Source organism: Tepidamorphus gemmatus (assembly GCF_004346195.1).
Lineage (GTDB): Bacteria > Pseudomonadota > Alphaproteobacteria > Rhizobiales > Tepidamorphaceae > Tepidamorphus > Tepidamorphus gemmatus.
Map to the genome: position 1 here is coordinate 22299 of NZ_SMAK01000005.1, position 24149 is coordinate 46447.

Sequence of the window (24149 nt, forward strand, 5' to 3'; positions counted from 1 at the left end):
GGCTTAGCCCTCCACCCCCTCCTTGAGCCACGTGAGGTGCCATTCGAGTGCATGTTCGAGCGCGCCGTCCGCCGCTGCCTCGACAAGCGCGTCCAGTGCCGCGCCCATTACCGCAAGGCGCTGAGCGAGCACGGCGCGCGCCAGCTCACGCCATTCCTCCTTCGCGCCGGGCAGCCAGTCGCCCTCCGGCGCACGCCATTCTCTCTTGCGCGCTTCAAGCTCCGCCCAAGCGCCCCGCAACGCCGCCGAGCTTGGGGAGACCCGCCGCAACAGCCTCCAGATGTCGCGCATGCGCTGGAAATCAGATAACAGCCGCGCTTCGATGCGCTCGAAGCGCCGGGCCGTGGTGTCGAGGAACACCGCGGCCAGACGGCTCGGATCAACGCGCACGCCGGCGCCCGGCCGCAGATCGCACACGTGCCGGAAGATTTGGCCTTCGGGGTGTTGGAAATCGCGCGGGAACCTCACTTCGCGATCCTCGACGCGCATGTAAGGATAGAAGACATCCTCGCGCCCGTCGGGAAGCAAGGTCGGGACAAGGACGAGATCACGGCCGCGGTCTTGCCGCTCGAAGACGAGGGCCGCAGTACCGTTTCGCGTCTCGGTGCTGCAGACGCGCCAGCTCTCGCACTTGCCGTTCGAAACGACCTCTTCGAGGTTCCGCGTCGCCTCGATGACCGCCTGGAAGGGCGTCAGGCGCGGAAACGCGACCACGCCGATCGAAAGGGGCAGGCGATCGAACACGCGGGCAAACTCTTCGCGCCATTTGGCGATTGCGTGCTCGATGCAGTGGGTCGCGGCTTCCAGCGGCACAAGGATGCGAAACCGCAGGGGGCGTTTGTCGAGCACGATCACAGGGTGGTAGACGCCCAAGTCGCCGTCAGCAGGCGTAACCTTCGAGATCTGGAGGTCGTGCAGTTTTCCGTCTTCGTCCTTGAGCCGGATCGTCTGCTTCACCGGCGAGGCGCCGTTGTCTGCCTCGCCCAGCACGCGGGCAAGATTGCAGATCGTAAGGAACCGGCCGTTCTTATAGAGAAGCTCGAACGGGGCGTTGTTGTGGTGGCCGAGATAGGTTTCGTTCTCCTGCCATTCTCCGTTTTTTGCCTCAACGAGCAGCCGGCGGGTACGCCAGCGGTTGGGATGCGCCGCGGCCAATTCCCTGAACCGGCTCTCGAGCTCATCGAAGAATTCTTCGGCCGCACGCCAGAAGCGATAGACGCGGCCGGGCGACGGCAGCTTGCGGAAGAGCTGGTGGACGAGCCAGCGTGCGCATTTGTCATCGTCGAGTGAGCCCCACGAAAGGGCCCCGGAGCGGTCCTCAACGATCTTGCTGAAAAACGGCGGCCAGTCGCTCTCATGCTGATAGCCCTGCTGAAGGCTCCGGAGAACGGGATCGTTCTTGTCGAACGATGACAGCTTAGAGCGAACGTAAGACACAAGCGCGTCGTGCGGTTTATCAGGTCTATCCGCCGAGATCGGATTATCCTTGCTTTCCAGTTTCGGGTTGTGTCGCCTCCATTCGGCAATGCTCTGGCCGCGCAGGGAGTCGACATGAGTACCATCGAGCCATGGTTCGAGGCCAAGGCTCAGCGTGAGCAGCGCGACCCGGTCGTTGTCGTCGGCAACCTCCGAAATCCAGAGCGTCTCCGTGCCGCCCTTGAACCATTCGTCGAGCCGTCCCTTGCGGCGCTCGCGGCACACACTGCAGGGTTTTTGTTTCTTGACGTTGGATTGCTCGCCGCTGCTTTCCCCATTGAACCGCACGCGACACACCGGACACACATGCCCGCGCGCTTCCTTGTCCGCGCAGGGGATGGTCCACGCCCGGTGGATCGGGACGGCGAGCTTATTTCGCGCCTTCCGCCGCTCTTCGATCATGCCGATGAAGGAGCGGGTCGACCCCGACAACCTACAGAACGGTGGCGTTTCGAACTTGTAGGCGTAAGCGTATTCGTCGATCTGACGTTCGATCGCGACCCGCAGTGAGTCCGCCGTGTTATTATCGAGGCTGCCCGCGGTCGCATCGGCTCGCAAGCCGGGAAAGGTGAACGCCATGGTATTGGTGTCGCGATAGACGAGCGAGCCCACGGTCAGATCGACCTCGATCAACTTGCGGATCTTCTCGAAGAAATGCTCGATATCGCGCCGGGCGCCGGCCCAGTCGCCGATGCGCACCGCCCGCGCCTCGTAATGATCGGTGCCGAAGCCGATCGTGAGCACGCGCCAGCGCGTCTTCTGTTTGATCTCGGCGTCGTTCCAATCGAAGGAATCGTTGACCAGGACGGCGCCCGCGACCGCACTCTTGAAGAGCGCCGCCGCGACATATGACTGATCCCACAGCGTCACGTCGTTGTTGGGAAGGCGGGTCTCCGCAAGCGTGGAGAGGAAGGCGTGGCGCAGCCGACCCTCTTCGCCGATGGCGCTTTCGCGCCACTTCCACCAATCATCGACCGAATGTTCCCAGGTCGCGCTGGCGCTCGTGCCGAGCTGCTCGAGCTCCCTGAGCAGTTTATCGATGCCGTCCACCAGCGCCGCCCAGCCCCCATCCTTGAGCACGTCCGGCGGATTGCTCAAAAGATTGCGACGAGGATGACCGAACGGGGAGACGAGCCACAGGTGCGTGGCGTCTTGGGCGAGATATCGGACGGTATGGTCGGGATAACTCTGCTTTTCGATGCCCGAAGCCATGGCGTGGCCGGCCTGCAGCAAACCGAGGAGACCCGGGTTACGACCTGTATGTTGGCTGACAAAGGCTTCGAGGGAGGAAGGCCAGGCTTTGCCGCTGAGAGGAAAGTCATCCTTGATCCACGCGATTCGATCGGACCACGGAAACGGCGGATTCTCGAGAGCAAACCACTGTTGGTAGTCGTATTCGTTGAGCTGACCGGCGTGTCTGCGAAGGAACGCGGCATTGGCTTTCCCCGCCATGTGCAGCCAGCCGATGGCTTCGCAGGCGAGCAACAGCGGGCGCGAAGCGCGCAGCCTGTCGAGCAAGCCGGAGCCCTGCGGGCCGGCGGTCATGGCGTCCCCCCGCTCGTCAGCAGCGTCGGAAGCGCGGCCTTCACCTCCTCCAGGCTCCCTTCTTTCTCGCCTGCGCGGCCGATTACCTTCACCTTTGTGATCGTGGCCGCTCCCCAGCCGGCCGTACGCTTGGCCGAAAAGCCATAGACCGTGAGCAAATCCCACACGGCATCGAGCAGTTGGCTGATCGCGGCCGGGCGATCGAGCTGCGCATGCCCTTCCGCTTCAGGGAGCGGAGAGTAGAGCAGTTTGAGTGTACCTTTCGTTCCGGCCGGCACGACTTCGTAAGGGATCGGCTGCGTTCCCGCTCGCGTCTTGCGGCTGTGGGGGTTGATGACCTCGAAGCCGATCTTCGAGAACCAAGTGGGATAGAAGGCGAGCGCGCCGCGCTGAAAAAGGTCGCGCTCCCCTTTCTCGTTGCCGAAGAGGTGGAGTACGGCCAATTCCGCCTCCCGACGCTTCCGCTCGTCCTTCACGGGTTCCGGACCGATCAGACCCATGGTCATGCGCATCGCCCAGCGAAGAAGTCCCTTCCAGCTCGCCGCCGCCATGAACGGCACGCCGAAGACGCGATCCTTGCGCAGGGGGTTGTCGAGCACGTGGAAGGGACGATCGTCCTTCGAATACCACGGGCCCGTGAGCGTGAACGTGATCTTGATTGCAAGCCAACCCGGCAGGAGGGGCTGCGGCTCGGGGTCCAGCGCCAAGGCGTCTTCAAGACGCAGATCGGCGGACTTCGCGTGTTTCGTGTAGCAATTTCGCGCGTCGTTCTTGCCCTTGCCGTCCCATGCCGAGAAGGCGGTGCAACCGTCGACGAAACCCGATACGAGCCCGCACGGAAGAGGTCCGCTTTTTGGGCACACCTGCAAGGCAGCAAGGTCGGCGTAAAGGTCGAACGTCATTCGGTCGCTCCACCCCCCTCGCCGAGCAAGCGATCGAGCAGCGCCGGACCTTCGATGAACTCTTCGTCTTTAAGATCCGACCAGGTCTGCTTCAACCTCTGGCGCATCGCCACGAAATCGATAACTCCGGGCTTCACGAAGCCGAACGTGCGCGGCGGATCCTTGAAGCTGAAGACCTTCTTGCTTTCTTGTTGCTTACCAGCAAGCCACTTGTCGACACATTCCGCTTTGTCGCGAAGCTGCTGACCCTGATTCTTCGGCTCTTTGCGTCCAAGAACGCGATTGAACGTGCTCTCATTTCCGTTCTGGCGGACCAGATAGCGGCCAGGGACGCACCAGAAGTTCGCGAGCGACGCCCAGGCATAAGCTCCGTGGTTCAACGTCCGCCATTCGCTCCTGGACACGTATGCCTTTAGCTGATTGAGTTTTCTCTTCTCAATTGTCGGCGCCCCGTTAATCTGCACAATCCCATAATCCCTGTGATGCGCTTGGCTCTGCCGTGCCGACTCATCCGACGGCTTGTAAACCGTCTTGCCGCCGATGGCGCCGTACTTCGCGATCAGGCGGAGCGTGAGGTCGAGAAGCGCCCACTCTTCTTGCTCAATCCGGCGAAGCGGGGTGAAACGCAGCTTGAAAGCGTTGTCCTTCTTGATCTGGGTCGTCTTGATCTGTTCGTTGCCATCCAACACATCGAAACGAAACTTCCGCGCCCAGCCGGTGCATCCGAAGAGCTCGCACACCACGCAGTGATGACCGGCTTCGTGCAGCTTCTTCTGGCGATCCGGACATTGGTGCTCGGTCGGATCGCAGGCGCTGCCGCCGAGCCCGCGCACCACCACCTCGAACCACCAGCGGATCGAGCCCAGCAGTCCCGTCGGGATGAGGCGGTCGCCCTTCCGCTCGGCGTCGCCCGTCCAGATGTCCGTGAGAGCCTTCAGGCACCAGGTCCTGGGCGCCCCAGGCGCGTCAGCACCATGTGGGGTTCGGTCCAATTCGCTCACGGCATCCCCCGTCCATCGTCGTCGCACCGTGATCACCGGCCCAGACTGCAGCGCCGCGCGATGAATCAGGCTGGCGATTGCAGCACGCTTGCGGAGTGCCAACAAGATTAACGTACAATCATCGCGTGCAGCAATCTTGCGTTCACTACAGGGCGTGCGCAAGGTTGGTCGAGGCGACTGCGGCGGATCATTGCCGGTCAGCCGAGGATGCAGATTGGAGTGATTGATCCTGCTGTCAGCGAAAAGGCGCGAGAAGGAAATTGCTCAAGCACAGGGGTTCCGAACCAGCGCGCGCCCCACGGTCAGATTGACCTTGATTTCCCATAGTTTTCAAACCCGTACCATCCGTGCCCAAGTGCGGATCAGTCGGAGAAAAATGCCCTGGAGAGAATGAATTCGGTCCGATTTGGGTCTGCCGTGCGCGGCGCAAGGTGCGGATGTCGTGCCGCAAACCCGCCCGTTTCCTGCGGCGCTCTCGCGGGCGAGAGAAAATCTCTGAAACAAGGACTGGCGGAGGGAGAGGGATTCGAACCCTCGATACGGTTTCCCGTATACACGCGTTCCAGGCGTGCGCCTTCAACCACTCGGCCACCCCTCCGCAATCGCAGTGGTCCGGATACACCGGGCCGGTCCCGCGATGCAAGGGCAGCGAGCGCAACCGGGCCGGGTTGCGGCTTGGCCGTGGCGGCGGGCCGGGATATGAAAGGCAATCGCGTCGATCGGCGGACCACCGGACATGCTTCGCTTCCTCGCCCGAACGATTGGCCTGTGGCTGATGGCCGGGGCGCTGGTCGCGCTGGTCGTCGACGGGGCGAAGTCGATCGCGGCCGGGAGCATCGTCACCACCCCGCTCGGCCAGCTCTGGTATGATCTCGATCCGGCCAGCCTCAACATCGTCCAGGCAGCGATCGAGCGGCATGTCCATCCCGGGCTCTGGGATCCGGTGATCCTGTCGATCCTGCTCGCCCCGACCTTCTCGGTAATCGGCATCCTCGGCGTGCTGCTGATGCTCGCCGGCCGCAGGAAGGAAGCGCCCCGGCTTTCGGAGCTGGATTTCGGCTGACCTGTGACGGGGATGGCGCCGCGAGCGAGGGCACCCTTGCGCGCTGGCGCCCGTCGCGATGGTGCCCCATATGCCAGAGCGGTCAATCGCTTCGCGGAGCGGACCCGGTGATCCGCTCGAGCGCGGTGTCGACCCGCAGTTCCTGACGGAGAACCCGTTTCCATGTCTCCGCGCAGTGCTATGCTCCGATAGGCTCGCGATGGAGGGTGCGATGTTCCTGTTCCGCAAACCCGCCGCCATGCCCGATCCGGCCGAGACGCTGCCGGGCCGGCCTGAACCGATCCCGACCGCTGAGACCCACTTCGTCAGCGGCCGGCCGCTCAAGGGTCCGTATCCGCCGGGCATGCGCCTCGCCGATTTCGGCCTCGGCTGCTTCTGGGGCGCCGAGAAAGCGTTCTGGAAGCTGCCCGGCATATGGGTGACGGCGGTCGGCTATGCGGCGGGCACGACACCGAACCCGACCTACCGGGAGGTTTGCAGCGGCATGACCGGCCACAACGAGGTCGTGCGCGTCGTCTACGATCCCGCGGCCATCGCCTACGAAAGTCTGTTGAAGGTCTTCTGGGAAAGCCACGACCCGACCCAGGGCATGCGCCAGGGCAACGACGTCGGCACCCAGTACCGCTCCGGCATCTACGTTCACGATGCCGACCAGAAGGCCGCCGCCGAAGCCTCGCGGGAAGCCTATGGCGCTGTCCTCGCACGCTACGGCTATCCGCCGATCACGACCGAGATCCTGGAGGCCGGACCGTTCTATTTCGCCGAGGACTACCACCAGCAATATCTGGCCAAGAACCCGGCCGGCTATTGCGGGCTGGGCGGCACCGGCGTCGCCTGCCCGGTCGGCACCGGCGTCGCAGCCGGCTGACCGCCGGCCGTCGCCGGCACGGCCGCGACACCGTCATGGCCGCGGCCGCGGCAGGGGAACCGCGCCCGCAGCGGCCGGCATCGCGCCCGCCTCCAGCACCACCCGGCATTCGCCGGGCAGGTCGGCCATCGTCAGTGGCCTGGCCGGCGCCGGCGGCGGCGCGCCGGGCCTCGGCACCCATGGCTCGTCCGACAGCCACCAGTCCAGTTCGCTGCCGCAACCGTCTCCGGCCGGCGGCGGATCTTGGTCCGAACAGCCGACGCTGCCCGCCGGACAGGCGATGCGAATGTGGAAATGGTAGTGATGACCCCACCAGGGACGCACCTTGTGCAGCCAGGCCCGGTCGCTGCCGGCGGTCTCGCAGAGGGCCTTCTTGATGCCGGGATGGACGAAGATCCGCGCCGTCTCGGGGTACTTTGCCGCCCGCCGGATGACGCCGGCATGGGCCGGCGTGAACACGGCCGGGTCGACATGGCGGGAGCCCGGCTTCAGCATCGAGATGGCCGGCATCTCCTCGCGCTCGGTGCGGCTCAGCCTCCGGTCCGGCATCGGCGTCAGCCAGATGTCGGCGTCGAGCCCGATCTGATGGCTGGAATGACCCGAGGTCATCGGCCCGCCGCGCGGTTGGGCCAGATCGCCGACGAGGAGGCCGTTCCACCCGTCCGCCCGGGCGTCGGCCGACAGCCGCTCGAGCAGCCGGATGAGGTCGGGGTGGCCCCAGTTGCGGTTGCGCGACAGACGCATGACCTGCCACGTCGGCCCGTCCACCGCGAGTGGCACCGCCCCGGCGAGACATCCCTTCGCGTAGGAGCCGATCGCCCGCGCCGCAAGCGGCGCAGGCGTCGTCGCCTTGCCGAACAGATCGCGGGCGGGCGTCTGCGCCGCGGCGGGCGCGGGCGCGCCGCACAGTCCAGCCGATGCGATCAGCACCGCGCCCAGGATGCCCGCCAGAGGCCGGCCGGGCCGCCGATACCGGGACGCCTGGCGACGCCCGGCCGGCCCTGCGGCTGTGCATGCGCTCGGGGGCATCGGTCTCCTCGCCTCGTCGTGCCGGCTGCCGCGGCGGCCCGTTGCGCTCATGCTCGCCGGGTCGGGTTGGCAGCCTGTTGACCCTGTGGCCGTCCTTGCCGCCCGCACGCCGCGACGGCGGCCGGCGCCGCATCGGGCGCGACGATCTCGACCGTCGTATGATGAATGTCGAGATCGGCTTCCAGCCGGCGCTTGATCTCCGCAACCGCGCCCAGTGCATCGGCCCCCGGCTCGATCTCCGCATCGAGCGTCACCAGCGGGCGATCCTGATCGAGCGCCCAGACATGGATGTGGCGGACGGCCCTCAGACCGGCGATGTCCTCTCCGATCACCGCCCGGATCTTCTGCGGCGCGAGGCCGCGCGGCGCGCCCTCCAGCAGGATGTGCCCCGAATCCCGCGCAAGACGGACCGCCGCAGCGATGATCAGCAGCGCGACGAGTACCGACAGCAACGGGTCGATCGGCGTCCAGCCGCTCGCAAGGATGACGATTGCGGCCAAGATCGCCGCAAGCGACCCGAGCAGGTCGCCTGCGACATGCAGAAGCGCGCCGCGCACGTTCAGATTGCCGCGCTCGCCGGTTGCCAGGACGAGGAACGCCGCGATGTTGACCAGAAGCCCCGTCACCGCGACGACAAGCATCGGCCCGGCCAGGATCTCGACCGGTTCGGCGAAGCGCTGTGCCGCCTCGAGCAGGATGAAGGCGGCGAGCATCATGATCGCGATCGCATTGGCGAAGGCAATCAGGACCGGAAACCGGCGATTGCCGAACGTACGCTCGGCGGTCGGCGGATTGGCGGCGATGCGGAACGCCCACCAGGCGAAGCCGAGCGAGACGGTATCGGTCATCATGTGGGCGGCGTCGGCGAGCAGCGCCAGCGAGCCGGTGACGATGCCACCGATGGCCTCGGCCACCATGAATCCCGCAGTCAGCAGCGCGGCGATCCCGAGCCGACGCCGACTGCTGCCGGAACCATGGTCATGCTGGCCGTGGTGATGGTCAGCGCCCATGCCGGGGCCAATCCCTGGATAGGTCGTGGACTGGCCCGTCTTTACAGCACGGCAAGCTCTGCCGACAATGGTGCGCACGGGGAGGAAAGCCGACCGAGCGGCGCGCGCCGGCAGACTCGGGGTGTGTCATGCGCCGATTCGTTTCCGTCGTCGTCCTCGCCGTGATCATCGCCGTCCTGCCAGCCGTAGCCCGCGCGGGCGTCGTCGCCAGAATCTCGCTGTCGACGCAGACCATGCAGGTCTATGTCGATGGCGCTCCAAAGTACAGCTGGGCGGTCTCCGCCGCCCGCAAGGGATACCGGACACCGGTCGGCAGCTTCCGCCCGACACGGATGCACCGGACATACTACTCGCAAAAATACGACAATGCGCCGATGCCCCACTCGATCTTCTTTCACGGCGGCTATGCGATCCACGGCACGACCTACGTGAACAGCCTCGGGCAGCCCGCCAGCCATGGCTGCATCCGCCTGCATCCGGCCAATGCCGCTGCGCTGTTCAGCCTGGTCCAGCGCCATGGCCCAGGCAACACGCGGATCGTCATCATCCGCTGACGGGTCGCGGCGAGGCGGCCGTGTCCGGTGCGGCTTGCCAAGCCCTCGCTGATCGCGCCAAGCTTCAGATCGGCCGGAGCGATGCGGCCGGGCGATACGGGAGGGATGACATGCTCACGCCCGTCTGGGGGCTTCCGGAAGGGGTCGTCGCCTTCGAGGCGAGCGGCCGGGTCACCAATGCCGACTACAAGGAACGCCTCATTCCCGCGCTGGAAGCTGCGATCGCCGAGCATGGCCGGATCCGGTTCCTCTATGTGCTTGGCGAAGCGTTCGAAGGCTACGACGCCAGCGCCCTGTGGGACGATACCTTCTTCGGCCTCAAGCACATCAAGGATTTCGAGAAGGTCGCAGTCGTTGCCGACGATCCGCTTTATGCCGGAGCGGTGAGGATGTTCGCGCCGATGCTGCCGTGCGAGGTGAAGCTGTTCCCGCTCGCCGAGCGTGCGGAGGCGAAACGCTGGATCGCCGCCTGATCGGCGCGACTGGTCGACGCGGGCCGGATCGGACGGAACGGCAGCTGCAATCAGGGATCATCGGGACGTGGGCAAGACGATCGCCGTCATCCTCGCGCTTGCGATGCTTGCCCAGATCATCAAGCCCTTCGGCCTGCCGGGGCTCAGACGGCGCTCCGACGCCTGGAAGATCGCGCTGTTCGCGCTGGCGATCATGGTGCTCGTGGTAGGCCTCAGACCGAACTGACGTCCTGCATCCGTCTCCATCCCGCCGCGATCCACGCCCGCTCGCCTGCGGCCATGCGCCGCCTTGGAACGATACGCGCCCGACCGTGTTGGTTCCCCGGATACCCGCACCGACCCCAAACCTCGGAGCCCCTCGTCATGTACAAGACAGCCATCGCCGGCATCGCGCTGCTGACCCTCGCCGGCTGCAACCACACACCGCAGTCCGGGGCGCTGACCGGCGCCGCTGTCGGCGCCGGTGCCGGCGCAGTAGTCGGTGGCATCGCCAGCGGAACGGCGACGGGGGTAGCGGTGGGCGCGGCGGTCGGCGGCGCGGCCGGCGCGATCATCGGGGCGGTCGCCAGCCGGCCGGGCTACTGTTACGCACGGGACGCTTACGGGAACCGGATCATCGTCGCGTGCCCACCCGGCTACCGGGGCTGATCCCGGCATCGGCGCGAGCCACCGCGCGAACCGACATGCCGAATGCCGTTGCGGCAGGGAGTCTGCCGATGGCCATGGCGCGGGGGCGTGTCAGAGCCGGTAGAACCGGATGGCGTTGTCGTGGAACAGCAGGCGCTGCTCCGCCTCACCGAGATCGGCGACAGCCGCCCGAAATCCGGCGAAGATCGTCGCGAACGGGCCTGCCAGCCTGTCGACGGGATAGTTGCTGGCGAACATGCAACGGTCCACGCCGAAGATCGCGATCGCGTCGCGAATGATGGGGCCATTCGCCTCCACTGTCCAGGGCAGACCCGGCCGCCCGAGACCGGAGATTTTCAGGGCCACGTTGGGGCGTGCCGCGACCTCCTGCAGCGCGCGTCGCCAGCCGGCGAGCCCCTCCGGGCTGCGGTCGGCGGGAAGTCCGGTGTGATTGATGATGATTTGCGTGGCGGGGAAGTCGGCGGCGAGATCGGCCGCTGCAGGAAGATGCCACCACGGTGTCTGCAGATCGTAGGACAGGCCGAACCGCTCGAGCAGCGCATAGCCGGCCCGCCATTTGGGATCGTCCATCGACCCCTTGGCGCCGCGCCGCGCCTCGTCCGGCCGCGCGGCAGCTGCCGGCTTGTGGCGGATGCCGCGCACCAGCGGCGAGGCGGCGTGCCCGGCCAGAACCTCCTCGATGTCGTCGCGGTCGGGCTCGGCATGGCCGACAATGGCGCTGGGCAGGCCGTGTTCGGCAGCGACCGACTCCAGCCAGCGGGTCTCCGCGACCGGAGTGCTGCGGTCCCATTCCGCCTCGACATGGACGGTCTTGACGATCCGGTGGCCGGCCGAGTCCACCCGGTAGTCGGACGGCATGTAGGTGCGCCGGATCGCCGAATAGTCACCGTAGCGGAACGCGATCGGCTCGGGATCGCAAAGCCAGGGATGGTAATTGCGCTCAAGATCCCAGAAATGCTGATGCGCGTCGACGATCGGGAAATCGTCCGGCATCTGCCGCCCGCTCACGCCGCTGCCCGCGCCCGGCGGGCGCGGCCGAGCGAGACCAGCGTCTCGAACGCCCTTATCGTCGCCGACGGGTCGGCAATGCCGCGCCCCGCAATGTCATAGGCAGTGCCGTGTGCCGGCGTCGCGATCGGGATCGGGAAGCCCCCGAGGATGGTGACACCGCGCTCGAAGCCCATCAGCTTGAGCGCGATCTGTCCCTGATCGTGATACATGCTGAGCACCACGTCGTAGTCGCCCCGCCGTGCCTTGAGCCAGATCGTGTCCGCTGGGAACGGTCCCTCGACAGCATAGCCGCGCCGCCGTGCCTCTGCCACGGCCGGTGCGATGATATCGATCTCCTCCGTGCCGAACAGCCCGCCCTCGCCGGCATGCGGATTGAGACCGGCCACCGCGATCCGCGGCGCGGACTGCCCGGCCGCCGTGACCGTCGCGGACGCCGCCTCGATGGCAGCGACCACCCGCTCGACCGAGAGCAGACCGGCCACCTCCCTCAGGGGCTCGTGCGAGGTGACACGGGCGTTCCACAGATTATCAAGCCGGTTGTACTCGCTGCACGGCCCGGTCCACTCCAGCACCGAGGCCGCCCAGCGGATCTCGTCGGGGAACGGATTGCCCGCCCGCTTGAGCGCCAGCTTGTTGAACGGGGTGAACATCACCGCGTCGATGCGCCCGGCCTTTGCCAGCATCAGCACCTCGCGGAAATTGCGCATGGCGAAGGTACCGCCCGCCGCGCTCGCCTCTGCCGGCGGCACATCGGCGGGGTTGAGATGCTCAAGATCGACCAGCACCGGTCTGCCCGGTGCGGCCGGACCGGCCTCGGCCGGAGCGATGTCGACGGTCAGGCCCGCCACCGCCGCGCCGGCCGCCAGAACCCGCCGGTCGCCCACCACCGTCACCGCCGCCTGCGCCATCAGATCGGCACGGGCGATCAGCTTCGCCAGCAGCTCGGGGCTGATACCTGCGGGATCGCCCATGGCGATGCCAATTCGGGGGAAATCGTTGTCCGACATGCGGTGCCTCTCCGATGATGTCCGCTGTCTATTCGAATTGCATATTGCATTCAATCCTGCCATTGGGCAATCTTCGGTTCAGGAGGCGCCAGTCCTCCAGGCCAAACGAACACCTCTTGGGAGGACGATTCGATGACTGCTTTCGTTCGACTGACCGCATTCGCCGCGGCCGCATTCGCGCTTGCCGTGCCCGATCTTGCCGCGGCGCAGACCGTCCTGCGCTATGCCCATGTCGGCGCCGAGGGTGAATCGCAGACCCGTTACGCCGCCGAGCTCGCCGAACTTGTCAAGGAGAAGACCGACGGCCGCGTCGTCATCCAGGTGTTTCCGGGCTCCCAGCTCGGCAATCTGAGCGAGATGATCGACGGGGTGCGCATCGGCTCGATCCAGATGGCCCATCACGACTTTTCCTCGCTCGACCGGATCGAGCCGGACGTCGCGGTGTTCAACGCACCATTCGCCTATCGCAATCCCGAACACGCGATGAAGGCGACCGCCGAGGCCACCTCGCCGGTGATGCGGGAGATCAATAAGAAGCTTGTCGAGAAGGGTGGCGTGCGGATCGTCGGCAACTTCTATCGCGGCGCTCGCCAGCTGACCGCCCGCTATCCCGTCTATTCGCCCAAGGACATGGAAGGGAAGAAGTTCCGTGCCGTGCCGGTGCCGCTGTGGAACTCGATGATCAAGGGCATGGGCGCGATCCCGACCCCGGTCGAGATCTCCGAGATCATGCCGGCGCTGATGACCGGCCTGGTCGAGGGTCAGGAGAATCCGCTCAACAACATCATCGCCCGCAAGATGTACGAGGCGAACAAGTACGTCATGATGACCAGCCACATGGAGTCGGTGCTGGCGGTGTTCGTCAACGAGGAGGCCTGGCAGAAGATTCCCGAGGCCGACCGCGCCCTGATGCAGGAAGCCTTCGACGAGATGGCGCAGCGCTCGCTCCAATGGGCGAGGGACGCCGAGGCCGGCGAGATCCAGTTTCTGAAGGACAACGGCGTCACGATCATCGACGCGTCCAACGGACTCGACATCGAGGCGTTTCGCGAGGCGGTCGGCAAGCAGATTCGCGCCGACTATCCCGGCTGGAGCGCCTATCTCGAGCAAATCGCGGCGATTGAGTAGCAGTCCGGGGCGCGGTCGGCCCGAGCGCCACCCGGCAGACGTCATGCCCGCCGACGCGTGACGCAGAGTCGACCGCCCTCCTGGGTCAGGACCGGTCGTAACCGGCCGTCTCGCGGCGGCAGGGGAAAGGATGCCCGGGCTCGACCCGGGCATGACGTGGCAGGGAGCAGAGGCCGGGCCGTTGCCCGCCTCGACAGACGGCAGCAGGGCACAACACATGGACACCCTCTGGCAATATGTCGAACGCCTGCTCAGCGCGATCGCGATGACCGCGCTCGCCGCGCTCGTGCTGCTGCCGGCGACGCAGGTGTTCCTGCGCGACGTCTTCTCCGCTCCGATCATCGGGCTCGAGGAGGCGACGCGCTGGTCGCTGATCATTCTCGTGTTCGCGGCCGCGCCGCTCCTGATTTCGACCAACCAGCAGATCCGCCTCGCGGAGTTCACCCTGCTGCTGCCGGCGGGCGTCCGCAATCTGCTCGAGCGCATCACCCTGCTCGCGGGCGGCATCGTGCTCGGCATCATCGCCTGGTCGGGGTTGCTGTCGATCCTGCGCAATTCCGGCACGCGCACGCCGACGCTCGACATCCCGTTCTGGCTGTTTGCGCTGCCCATGCTGGCCGGCTTCGGGCTGGCCGCGATCGGTTACGTCTGGTTCGCCCTGCGCCGCGCCGCACCCCCCGTGGGCGGCGAGGGGCAGATCACCTGAGCGGCAGGATGCCCGCGCTGATGTTCCGGCCCCCGCAGCCGCGGCGGCTGGCCGCCCGCCTTGTCCGGACCTGGAAACGGAGCTGACCCCGCATGGATCTCGGCCTTGTGGTCATCCTCGCCTTCTTCGTGCTGTTCCTGCTGGGCTTTCCGGTAGTGTTCGCGATCCTGATTCCCTCCGTCACCTACATCTGGTGGCAGGAGATCCCGCTCGCCGTGGTCGGCCAGCGCGTGCTCTACGCGCTCGATTCCTTTCCGCTGGTCGCCGTGCCGGTGTTCATCCTGGTCGGCAACCTGATGAACGCGGCGGGGATCACCGAGAAGCTGTTCCGCTTCGCCGATGTGCTGGTCGGCCGGCTCTATGGCGGGCTTGCCCAGGTCAATATCGTCGCAAGCCTGATCTTCTCGGGTGTGTCCGGCGCCGCACTCGCCGATGTCGGCGGGCTGGGGCGGATCGAGATCAAGGCGATGAAGGATCGCGGCTTCAAGCTTCCCTTCGCCGCCGCCGTCACCGGCGCCTCGGCGATCGTCGGGCCGATCTTTCCGCCCTCGATCCCGCTCATCATCTACGCCTCGGTGACCTCGGTCTCGGCACTGCAACTGCTAGTCGCAGGCATCGTGCCCGCGCTCCTCTGCGTCGCCATGCTGATGGGGGCGACCGCCATTGTCGCCATGCGGTTCGACTTGCCGCGCGCCGACCGCTGGCCACGCCCGCGCGAACTGTGGACCGCCTTCTGGCCGGCCTTTCCGGCGCTGCTCGCCCCGGTCGTGCTGATCGGCGGCATGATGTCGGGCAGCTTCACACCGACCGAAGCCTCGGCGGTCTGCGTCATCTATGTGCTGGCGGTCGGGATCTTCTACTACCGCGACATGAGCTGGCGCTTCATCCGCGAGGCCGCCGTCAACACCGTGCGCGGCACCGCCGCGATCCTGATCATCGTCGCGGCCGCGGCGATGTTCGGCTGGATCCTCGCCGTCGAGCAGGTGCCGCAGGCCTTTTCCGCCTGGACGTCGGGCATTGCCGGCAACCCGTACCTGTTGCTCCTGATCGTCAACATCATATTCTTCATCGCCGGCATGTTCATCGATTCCACGACCGCGACGCTGCTGCTGGTGCCGATCATCGCGCCGCCGCTGGTCGCCGCCGGTGTCGATCCGATCCATCTCGGCATCATCATCATCTTCAACCTGATGATCGGTACGATAACCCCGCCCTTCGGCCTGTCGCTGTTCCTGCTGTCCAGCATGACCGGCGTCCCGATGATGAAGCTGCTGCGGGCCATGGTGCCGTTCTACCCTGCCCTGTTCGCGACGCTGGCATTGATCGTACTGTTGCCGGGTATGGTGCTGTGGCTCCCCTCGATGCTCAGGTGACCCATGACCTCAACAACCGGCTCAGACCTCGCGGACAGCGTCCGGTCCACAAGGCCCGATGCCGGCGGCCCGCTCGGCTGGCGTTCCCTGCACGAGACGGTCACGCAGCGGCTGCGCGACCTGATCGTCGAGGGACACCTCAAGGAAGGCAGCCGCATCGTCGAGCGCGAGCTCTGCGAGAAGCTCGGCGTCTCGCGCACACCATTGCGCGAGGCCTTCAAGGTGCTGGCCGGCGAGGGCCTGGTCGAGCTTCATCCCAATCGCGGCGCCGTGGTCAGTACGCTCGGCCCGGTCGAGGCGCGCGACATGCTGCGCGTCATCGCCAGACTGGAGGCGCTGGCCGGTGAACTTGCCTGCGCCGAGGCGAGCGACGAGGAGATCGCGATGATCCGGCGGATGCATGACCGGATGGTGGAACTCTACCACCAGGCCGACCGCTCGCCCTATTTCCGGCTCAACCAGGACATTCACCTCGCCATCGTCACTGCGGCCCGCAATCCCGTCCTGTCGGCAGTGCATGGCCGGCTGCACGCGCGGATGAAACGCATCCGCTTCCGCGGCAACGACGTGCCAGCGAACTGGGCGGCCGCGGTGGCCGATCACAATGAGATCATAGCGGCGCTGGAGCGCCGCGACGGGCCTGCGACGGCCGCAGCCCTGCAGCGCCATCTCGACAGGGCATGGGTGCGGCTCGCCGAGAGCCTCGGGATCGACCCGGACACGATGCGGCCCCTGGACGGACAAGCGGCGAAGGAGGACACGTGATGAGCGAAACGGTCGGCTTCATCGGTCTAGGGCTGATGGGCGAGGGCTTCACCCGCCGGCTCCTCGCGACGGGTCATCGCGTCGTCGGCTACGACATCGAACCGGCCAGGGTCGCCGCGGCGACCGGCTGGGGTGTCGAGGCCGCCGCCTCACCCGCCGAGGTCGCCCGCACCGCCGAGATCGTCCTCGTCTGCGTCGTCAATACCACGGCCGTCGAGGCGGTTGCTGCCGACATCGCCGGCGCCGGACGGCTCGACGGCAAGGTGCTGGTCGATCATTCGACGACAGAGATCGCCGCCACCCGTCGCATCGCGACAATGCTCCACGAACGCGCCGGCATGGGCTTCGTCGATGCGCCGGTGTCCGGCGGCCCGGAAGCCGCGCTCAAGGGAACGCTCGCCATCATGGCTGGTGGAAGCGATGCTGCGATCGCGAAGATCCGTCCGGTCGTCGAACGGCTCGGCAATCTCACCCATATGGGCGGCGTGGGCACCGGCCAGGCGACCAAGCTCGTCAACCAGACTATCGTCCTGACGAACTACTGCGTGCTTGCCGAGGCGCTCAGGCTCGCCCAGGCGCATGGCGTCGACGCGGCCCGCATTCCCGAGGCGCTGAAGGCCGGCCATGCCGGCTCCAACCTGCTTCCCGTGGCCTTCCAGCGGATGATCGCCGAGGACTTTGCCCCGCGCGGGTATACCCGCCAGGTGTTGAAGGATCTCGAGATGCTGCAGGCGGACGCCCGCGAGCATCATCTCGCCATGCCGATGGCGTCGCAGGCATTGACCCTGTTCCGCCTGCTCTACGCCAGCGGCAAGTCCGAGCTCGACGGCATGGCGGTCGTCACGCTCTATCCCCGACCGCAGCCGCACTGAACCCACCCCCGCTGCCTCGCCCGCGCCAGTCCCGCGGGCCGGCCCGGTGCGGCGGCCCCTGCCCTCATCTTGGCCATTGCATTTTGCACGGCATGTCGCACTGTTGAGCCTCGACAAGGCCTCGGGCTGCAGTTCTGCACCCAGCCGCAACAGAGCGCGCACTCCGCGACAAGCGGGGCGTGGCAAGTGGTGATTGAATAGTCGAGGACCTCGACAGCCCACAGGCAAGGGGCGCGAAGTCGTTCTCGCGATAATGGCTGCGAGGGGCCGGCGGTGCGCCGGGGGAGACGGGAACCTCTCCAGGCGCCGAACTCCGGCGGCTGTGGAACGGGAGGTTCGGAATGCGGGTCAGCTATTCGGCTGCGCAAGCCGCACCGGAGGAGCGGAAGCGCTTCTGGGACGAGGTGATCTCGCGCACCTATTTCCCGCTTGAGCTCCAGTTCCACGACACGCCCAGCTTCTCAGGCTCCGTCGATGCCTGGTCGCTCGGGGCGGTGTCGCTGTCGCGCAACGTCTCCGACGGAATGGTCTACCGACGCCACGAACGTCATCTGCTGCACGAGCGCGAGGAGCACTACCTGATCACCATCCCGGAGCGTTCCGAGATCTGCTTTACCCAAGACGGCAAGGACGTCCGCTGCCGGCCCGGCGCGTTTCTCGTCGAGCGCAGCCATCTGCCCTACGAGTTCAGCTACGCCGATCCGAACGCACTTTGGGTTCTCAAGGTACCGGCGGCAACGCTGCGGGCCCGCATCGGCCATCCCGAACGGCTCGCCACCCTGAGTTTCGATGCAACCCGCGGCATCGGTGCCCTGTTCGTCGACATGGTGCGGCTCGCCGCCCCGAGGCTTGACGAGATGGACGAGGCCGCGCGCGGCCTCACCGGCAGGCACATGGTCGAACTGCTGGCGATGTCGGTGGAGGCCGACGACCGGGTGCTGGCCAGCGGCGCAAGCCCCGTGCAGAGTGCCCACCTGCATCGCGTCGAGCGCTTCATCCGCGCCCATCTGGCGCGGTCCGACCTGACCCCGCAGACGATCGCCGAAGGTTGCGGGATCTCGGTGCGTTACCTGCACCAGCTGTTCGAGAACCAGGGTGCGACGGTCAGCGAATGGGTCCGCCGCCAGCGGCTGATGATGTGCGACGAGGCGCTGTCCGATCCCAACTGCCGGCAATCGATCTCCGATCTCGCCTATCAATGGGGCTTCAGCGACCAGGCGCAGTTCAGCCGCCACTACAAGGCATTCTTCGGCCGCACGCCGAGCGAAACGCGGGCGCTTGCCCGTGCCAGGCTTGTCGCCGCGGCCTCCGAGCCATAGCCGCACCGGCGGCCGCCGGCCGACCGGTACTTCATCCTTCGGCGACGGGGCGGGCCATCCGCGTGATGGGCAGGCCTCGGCCGGACCGATCACCAAAGAGGAGAGGACGCTTGCAGAACCTGCGTGTTGCGGTCGATGTCGGTGGAACCTTCACCGACATCTGCATCATGGATGAGACGACGGGTCTCATCCGTATCGAGAAGACAGCCTCGTCCGCCGATCCGATCGACGGCATCATGGCCGGTGTCGAGAAGGCGGGGATCGAGCTCGACAGGGTCGCACTGTTCTCGCACGGCACGACGGTTGCGACGAACGCTCTCATCACCCGCCGCCTGCCCCGCACCGCGATGGTCTGCACCAAGGGCTTCCGCGATGTGATCGAGATCCGCCGTGCCAACAAGGAGGATCTCTGGGACACCTACAAGGACGTGGTCAGGCCCTATGTGCCGCGCCGCGACCGGCTGGTCGTCGTCGAACGCGTCGACACCCAGGGCAACATCGTCACCCCGCTCGACGAGGAGGGAGCCCGCAACGTCGCCCGCATCCTCAAGCGGCGCGGCGTAGAGGCCGTCGCCGTCTGCTTCATGAACGCCTACATGAACGGCGCCAACGAACGGCGCATGAAGGAGATCCTCGAGGAGGAGCTGCCCGGCGTGCCGGTGTCGATCTCCTCCGAGGTACTGCCCGAGATCTTCGAGCACGAGCGCTTCTCGACCACCGTCGCCAACGCCGCGTTGAGCCCTGTGGTGGTAAGCTATACCGCCCGCCTCGGCGAGCGGTTGAAGCAGGAGGGCTACCAGCGCGACCTGTTGCTGCTGCACACCGGCGGCGGCGTGATGACGCCCAACTCCGTCAAGGACTTCGCCGCGCGGCTGGCCGGCTCCGGCATCGCCGCCGGCGCGATCGCCAGCCGGCACATCGCCATGCTGTGCGGCTACCGGAACTCGATCGGCCTCGACATGGGCGGCACGTCGACCGACGTCTCGATGGCCTATGAGGGCAATCTGCGCGTCACCAAGGACTGGTACGTCGAGTACGGCTATCCGATCCGCTTCTCCTCCATCGAGGTCCTGACCATCGGCGCCGGCGGCGGCTCGCTGGCCTGGACCGACGAGGCCGGCTCGCTGCGCAATGGCCCGCAGTCGGCCGGCGCCTACCCCGGCCCCGCCTGCTACGGCAACGGCAACACGCAGCCGACCAACACCGATGCCAACGTGGTGCTCGGCCGCCTCGGCACCAGTCTCGCCGGCGGCAAGATCACGCTCGATCCGGCGCTCGCCGAGGCTGCGGTCCGCAAGGGTGTCGCCGAGCCGTTCGGGCTCGAGCTGCACGCCGCCGCCGACGCCATCATCCGCGTCGCCAATGCCAACATGTCGGATGCGGTGCGTCTGATCTCGATCAGCCGCGGCTACGACCCGCGCGACTTCGCGCTGGTCGCCTTTGGCGGCGCCGGCGCGCTGCACGGGGTGGCGATCGCCCGCGAGCTGTCGATCCCGACGGTGATCGTTCCCCCCAATCCCGGCGTCACGTCGGCGCTCGGCTGCCTGCTGGTCGACATCCAGCACGATTTCTCGGAAAGCTATCTGAAGGCGGCTGCCGAGGCCGATCCTGCCGACATCGAGGCTGCCTTCGCGCGCATCGAGGCCGAAGCGATCAACCGTCTGGCCCATGAGGGCGTTGCGGCCGACGACGTGATCCTGCAGCGCTCGATCGACATGATGTATCAGGGCCAGTGGCGATCCCTGGCGGTCAGTGCGCCGCGGCCGATCACATCGGTGCCAGCGCTGATCGAGGAGTTTCATCGCGAGCATGCCCGCGAGTACAACTTCCGCCGCGACGACGCTCCCGTCGGCCTGTTCCGGCTGAACCTGAAGGCGATCGGCGTCGTCCCGAAGGCCGAGCTCGCGGTTCACGAGCCGACCGGCCGGACGCCCGAACCGGTCTTGCGCCGGCCGGTCTGGTTCGATGCTGAGCAGAGCCTCGACACGCCGGTCTACAACCGCGACGACCTGCCGGCCGGACTGGAACTGCAAGGCCCGGCCATCGTCGAACAGGTCGATTCCACCGTGCTGATCCCGCCGGGAACCACGGCACAGGTTGACAAGTACCTCAACATCATCATTCGCGTGAAGGACTGACCCGATGGCCGACAAGACCGTTCTCGATCCCGTCACCTTCGAGGTTCTGAAGAATTCCTTCATCACCAGCGTCGATCAGATGGCGGAACAGATCCTCAGGACCTGCTACTCCTTCGTGATCTACAACCGCGACTTCTCCGACGCCCTGCACGACGCGCAGGGCAACTGTGCCGCTCAGGGCAACCAGGACATCGCGGTTCACGTCGGAACCCTGCATTTTACCTGCAAGGACGTGATGCGCGTCTTCGAAGGCGACATGCATCCCGGCGACGTCTACGCCATAAACGATCCATATGCCGGCGGCACCCACTTCTCGGACGTACGCCTGATCCGTCCGATCTTCGCGGACGGCAGGATCATCGCCTTCAGCCAGTCGAACGGGCACTGGTCGGATGTCGGCGGAAGCGTTCCCGGCTCCTTCGACGTCACCGCCCGAGAGATGTTCAAGGAAGGCCTGCGCATCACCCCGGTCCGGCTGTTCGACAAGGGCCGGTTCTGCAAGGACGTGGCGATGCTGATCGCCAACAACACCCGCGACCCGGCCTCGATCATCGGCGACATCCATGCCCAGGCCGAGGCGACGGCGGTGTGTGAGCGCGAGATCCTGCGCCTCGTCGGCAAGTATGGCCGCGAGACCGTGGAAACCGGGCTCGCCGCGGTGCAGGACTATGTCGAACGCGCCATGCGCCAGCGCATCGCCGCACTGCCCGACGGCGAGTGGGAGACGCAGGACTTCATCGACCGCGACCCGGCCGGCGACGAGGGACTGATCCCGATCAAGGTGAAGCTTACCATCAAGGGCGACAAGGTGATCTACGACTTCACCGGCAGTCACCCGACCATTTCCTCGATCTACAATTCGGCAGCCGGCGCCACCTTCTCGGCGGTGGCTGCGGGCATGAAGACGTTCTTCCCCGACCTGCCGCTCAACAGCGGCTTCTACAGGGTGTTCGAGATCATCGCGCCGGAGGGCTCGATCGTCGATGCCCGCTGGCCGGTCGCCGTCACCGGCTTCCTGATGCCGTTCGAGAAGATCATGAACGCCATCTACGAGATGTGGTCGAACATCATTCCCGAGCGGGCGATCGCCTGCGCCTTCAATCTCGAATACCTGCTCACCGGCGGGCTTGATGCCAGGCGCAAGGACAAGCCGATCTTCATGTTCTACGACTGGCTGCCTGGTGGCTGGGGCGGACGCAACGGCAAGGATGGCAGCAACGTCACAACCGCCTGTTTCGGCACCGGCCTGATGGCCCAGCCGGTCGAGGGTCAGGAGCGGGCCAACCCGATCCTCACCACCGAGTTCGAGATCCTCACCGACTCGCCGGGGCCGGGCAAATGGCGCGGCGGCGCCGGCGTCCGCAAGACGTCGGTGATGCTCGAGGCCGAGAAGACGGTGATCTCCTACATCTGCGACCGCGAGCGGGCGATCGTCTGGGGGATCGAGGGCGGCCTGCCGTCAATGCCGCACGGACTGAGCCTGAAGCGGGCCGGCGCCGACAGCGAACAGTGGCTCGGCTCGGTATTCTCCGACGTGCCGATCGGCCCCGGCGACGAGTTCAGCCGTCCGACCGCCGGCGGCGGCGGCTTCGGCGACCCGCTGGAGCGCGATCCCGAACTGGTGCTGCAGGACGTCATCGACGACTATGTCTCGATCGAGCGGGCAGCGCGCGATTACGGGGTGGTGATCGAGGCGGTCGATCCCGAGATCTGCGAATACCGGATCGACTACGCTGCCACCGAGGCGGAGCGTGCCTGCATCCGCGATCTGAGGCACGGCTGGCTCGCCACCGACCCCGAGAAGGTGGCGCAGATGTACCGCGACGGCGAGATCGACACCTTCGACGTCGTGCGGCGCTATGCCGTGGTGCTCGACTGGTACACGGGCGAACTGCTGCCGAAATCCACCGCACAGTTCCGCGAGATGTTCCACAAGCGGTCTGCCTCGAAGTGGGCCCGGCCGGCGGCAACCTGAAGCAAGACCGAAGCTGGCAGCAGTCCGGGGCGAGACCCTGCCCCGGTCCGCTGCGATGCTGCCACGTAACCGCGACACCGGATTGTGTTTGGACGGCCCGGCGCAGCCATTATCATCGGCTGTCCGGGCCGCTTCGCAGCCGCGAAATGCCCCGGCGACGGGATCAACACCGGGAGGCGGAGCATGTTCGTGGCCTTGAAATCGGAAGACTTCGATCCGGAGCGACGGGTCGACGCGTTCCAGAGCGCCGCGGAGAACATCTGCAAGCTGCAGATCACACCGGCAGAGGACCGTGAGTACCGGTCGCAGACGATGATCGCGGTCCTGCCCGATCTCGTTCTCGCCGACACCTCACATACCGCCTGCACCACGCTGCGCACATCCGAACTGGCGGCCGAGACCGGCGACAATCTGCTGATCCACATTCCACTCGCCGGCGGTTTCGAGATCTGCCAGCGCGGCGGCGACACCGTTGCGTGCGGGCCGGGCGAGGTTTATCTCGATCCGACCGAAGTGCCCGGGATCGCGACCTTCGCCGGGGCGCGGGCGAATGTCCTCTACATCTCGATCCCGCGGGCCCTTGTCGCCATGGCGGGGGCAGTTCCCGACACGGGGCTCAGGAACGTGACGGCGCTGACGCCGCAGTGGCGGCTGCTGCTCGGCTATGTCCGCTGCCTGCATGCCGAGCTGCCGCATCTGCCGCCGGAGCAGGCAACGCACTGCGCCGCGCATGTTCATGATCTTGCGGTGATGGCGCTCGGCGCCAGCCGCGATGCCGCCGAGGTGGCGGCTGGGCGCGGCGTCCGCGCTGCGCGGCTCAGGGCGGTCAAGGACGACATCGAACGCAATCTGGTCGCCTCGTCACTGTCGGCCGAGTGGATCGCCGCGCGGCATGGCATCTCGCCACGCTACATCCGCGCGCTGTTCGCCGGCGAAGGCACGTCGTTCGGCGACTACGTCGCGAACCGCCGGCTGTTGATGGCGCGCCGCATGCTGAGCGATCCGTCGCAGGCCGCGCGCAGCATCAGCGACATCGCGCTGAGCGCCGGCTTCGGCGACCTCTCCTGGTTCAACGCCCGCTTCCGGCGCGCCTTCGCGATGACCCCCTCCGAGGTGCGGGCGCAGGCGAGGAAGAACCTCTAGCGTCTCCCCGCCCGCGCCCGATTGGTGCCGCCAGCCCCAGGCGACAGTTCCGTTCTCCCCAAGACTGTCCCACGCCGGCCACGTACGCTTCCGAGCAGTCGTGTTCGTGGCCGGCCCTGCAGCTCAGGGTCGGCCGATCCAGG

22 protein-coding genes and 1 tRNA gene are annotated in these 24149 nt (G+C 66.5%); 15 read left to right on the plus strand and 8 right to left on the minus strand.

Annotated features, from left to right (window positions below; all coding sequences use genetic code 11):
- Positions 1-3: 3 nt before the first annotated feature.
- The 4 genes from EDC22_RS09395 to EDC22_RS09410 form a co-directional block, all read right to left on the minus strand.
- A complete protein-coding gene (locus EDC22_RS09395; protein ID WP_132806396.1) occupies positions 4-3021 on the minus strand; it encodes a CRISPR-associated protein Csx11 in 3018 nt (1005 codons plus the stop codon).
- A complete protein-coding gene (locus tag EDC22_RS09400) occupies positions 3018-3923 on the minus strand; it encodes an RAMP superfamily CRISPR-associated protein (RefSeq protein WP_132806397.1) in 906 nt (301 codons plus the stop codon). The genes EDC22_RS09395 and EDC22_RS09400 overlap by 4 nt, the downstream gene beginning before the upstream one ends.
- Positions 3920-5026 carry a type III-B CRISPR module RAMP protein Cmr1 gene (cmr1, locus tag EDC22_RS09405; protein WP_165926847.1) on the minus strand — a complete coding sequence of 369 codons (1107 nt, stop codon included), beginning with the start codon at positions 5024-5026 and terminating at the stop codon, positions 3920-3922. Before cmr1 ends, EDC22_RS09400 begins: the two co-directional genes overlap by 4 nt.
- A 406-nt stretch (positions 5027-5432) precedes the next feature.
- Positions 5433-5522, minus strand: a tRNA-Ser gene (locus tag EDC22_RS09410).
- Positions 5523-5660: 138 nt separating this feature from the next.
- Between EDC22_RS09410 and EDC22_RS09415 the strand changes: the two genes are divergently transcribed.
- Both EDC22_RS09415 and msrA read left to right on the plus strand, forming a co-directional pair.
- Complete coding sequence (locus tag EDC22_RS09415; protein WP_132806399.1) at positions 5661-5987, plus strand: hypothetical protein; 327 nt, start codon at positions 5661-5663, stop codon at positions 5985-5987.
- A 211-nt stretch (positions 5988-6198) separates the two neighbouring features.
- A complete protein-coding gene (gene msrA, locus EDC22_RS09420; RefSeq protein WP_132806400.1) occupies positions 6199-6855 on the plus strand; it encodes a peptide-methionine (S)-S-oxide reductase MsrA in 657 nt (218 codons plus the stop codon).
- Between the two features lie 33 nt (positions 6856-6888).
- Here the strand turns inward: msrA and mepA are convergent, their stop codons facing one another.
- Together mepA and EDC22_RS09430 are read right to left on the minus strand one after the other, a co-directional pair.
- A complete protein-coding gene (gene mepA, locus EDC22_RS09425) occupies positions 6889-7785 on the minus strand; it encodes a penicillin-insensitive murein endopeptidase (RefSeq protein WP_245499704.1) in 897 nt (298 codons plus the stop codon).
- A 146-nt stretch (positions 7786-7931) separates the two neighbouring features.
- Positions 7932-8894, minus strand: coding sequence for a cation diffusion facilitator family transporter (locus tag EDC22_RS09430; RefSeq protein ID WP_132806402.1), 963 nt, complete (start codon positions 8892-8894; stop codon positions 7932-7934).
- 128 nt (positions 8895-9022) lie between these two features.
- Here EDC22_RS09430 and EDC22_RS09435 point away from each other — a divergent pair, with 128 nt between their 5' ends.
- The 4 genes from EDC22_RS09435 (at position 9023) to EDC22_RS09445 (ending at position 10569) form a co-directional block, all read left to right on the plus strand.
- On the plus strand, positions 9023-9448 hold the full coding sequence (locus EDC22_RS09435) for a L,D-transpeptidase (RefSeq protein ID WP_132806403.1): 426 nt from the start codon (positions 9023-9025) through the stop codon (positions 9446-9448).
- A gap of 110 nt (positions 9449-9558) precedes the next feature.
- Positions 9559-9921 carry a SpoIIAA family protein gene (locus EDC22_RS09440; protein ID WP_132806404.1) on the plus strand — a complete coding sequence of 121 codons (363 nt, stop codon included), beginning with the start codon at positions 9559-9561 and terminating at the stop codon, positions 9919-9921.
- Positions 9922-9988: 67 nt separating this feature from the next.
- Positions 9989-10147 carry a hypothetical protein gene (locus EDC22_RS17930; protein WP_165926848.1) on the plus strand — a complete coding sequence of 53 codons (159 nt, stop codon included), beginning with the start codon at positions 9989-9991 and terminating at the stop codon, positions 10145-10147.
- A gap of 137 nt (positions 10148-10284) precedes the next feature.
- On the plus strand, positions 10285-10569 hold the full coding sequence (locus EDC22_RS09445; RefSeq protein ID WP_132806405.1) for a glycine zipper domain-containing protein: 285 nt from the start codon (positions 10285-10287) through the stop codon (positions 10567-10569).
- A 90-nt stretch (positions 10570-10659) separates the two neighbouring features.
- Here EDC22_RS09445 and EDC22_RS09450 read toward each other — a convergent pair whose 3' ends face one another.
- Positions 10660-11562 carry an amidohydrolase family protein gene (locus tag EDC22_RS09450; protein ID WP_132806406.1) on the minus strand — a complete coding sequence of 301 codons (903 nt, stop codon included), beginning with the start codon at positions 11560-11562 and terminating at the stop codon, positions 10660-10662.
- Between the two features lie 11 nt (positions 11563-11573).
- Entirely contained in the window at positions 11574-12587 is a 1014-nt protein-coding gene (locus tag EDC22_RS09455; RefSeq protein ID WP_132806407.1) for a 4-hydroxythreonine-4-phosphate dehydrogenase PdxA, read from the minus strand.
- Positions 12588-12719: 132 nt separating this feature from the next.
- Between EDC22_RS09455 and EDC22_RS09460 the strand changes: the two genes are divergently transcribed.
- The 9 genes from EDC22_RS09460 (at position 12720) to EDC22_RS09500 (ending at position 24006) form a co-directional block, all read left to right on the plus strand.
- A complete protein-coding gene (locus tag EDC22_RS09460) occupies positions 12720-13715 on the plus strand; it encodes a TRAP transporter substrate-binding protein (RefSeq protein WP_132806408.1) in 996 nt (331 codons plus the stop codon).
- A gap of 217 nt (positions 13716-13932) precedes the next feature.
- Positions 13933-14421 carry a TRAP transporter small permease gene (locus EDC22_RS09465; protein WP_165926849.1) on the plus strand — a complete coding sequence of 163 codons (489 nt, stop codon included), beginning with the start codon at positions 13933-13935 and terminating at the stop codon, positions 14419-14421.
- A 92-nt stretch (positions 14422-14513) separates the two neighbouring features.
- Positions 14514-15794, plus strand: coding sequence for a TRAP transporter large permease (locus EDC22_RS09470; RefSeq protein WP_132806410.1), 1281 nt, complete (start codon positions 14514-14516; stop codon positions 15792-15794).
- 3 nt (positions 15795-15797) lie between these two features.
- The gene (locus EDC22_RS09475) at positions 15798-16559 is read left to right on the plus strand and encodes a GntR family transcriptional regulator (protein ID WP_132806411.1); all 762 of its coding nucleotides are present in this window, start codon (positions 15798-15800) and stop codon (positions 16557-16559) included.
- Entirely contained in the window at positions 16559-17431 is an 873-nt protein-coding gene (locus EDC22_RS09480) for an NAD(P)-dependent oxidoreductase (RefSeq protein WP_132806412.1), read from the plus strand. The genes EDC22_RS09475 and EDC22_RS09480 overlap by 1 nt, the downstream gene beginning before the upstream one ends.
- Before the next feature lie 341 nt (positions 17432-17772).
- A complete protein-coding gene (locus tag EDC22_RS09485) occupies positions 17773-18750 on the plus strand; it encodes an AraC-like ligand-binding domain-containing protein (protein WP_132806413.1) in 978 nt (325 codons plus the stop codon).
- A gap of 110 nt (positions 18751-18860) precedes the next feature.
- Entirely contained in the window at positions 18861-20888 is a 2028-nt protein-coding gene (locus EDC22_RS09490; RefSeq protein ID WP_132806414.1) for a hydantoinase/oxoprolinase family protein, read from the plus strand.
- Between the two features lie 4 nt (positions 20889-20892).
- On the plus strand, positions 20893-22863 hold the full coding sequence (locus tag EDC22_RS09495; protein WP_132806415.1) for a hydantoinase B/oxoprolinase family protein: 1971 nt from the start codon (positions 20893-20895) through the stop codon (positions 22861-22863).
- A 183-nt stretch (positions 22864-23046) separates the two neighbouring features.
- A complete protein-coding gene (locus EDC22_RS09500) occupies positions 23047-24006 on the plus strand; it encodes a helix-turn-helix transcriptional regulator (protein ID WP_132806416.1) in 960 nt (319 codons plus the stop codon).
- Positions 24007-24149 lie beyond the last annotated feature (143 nt).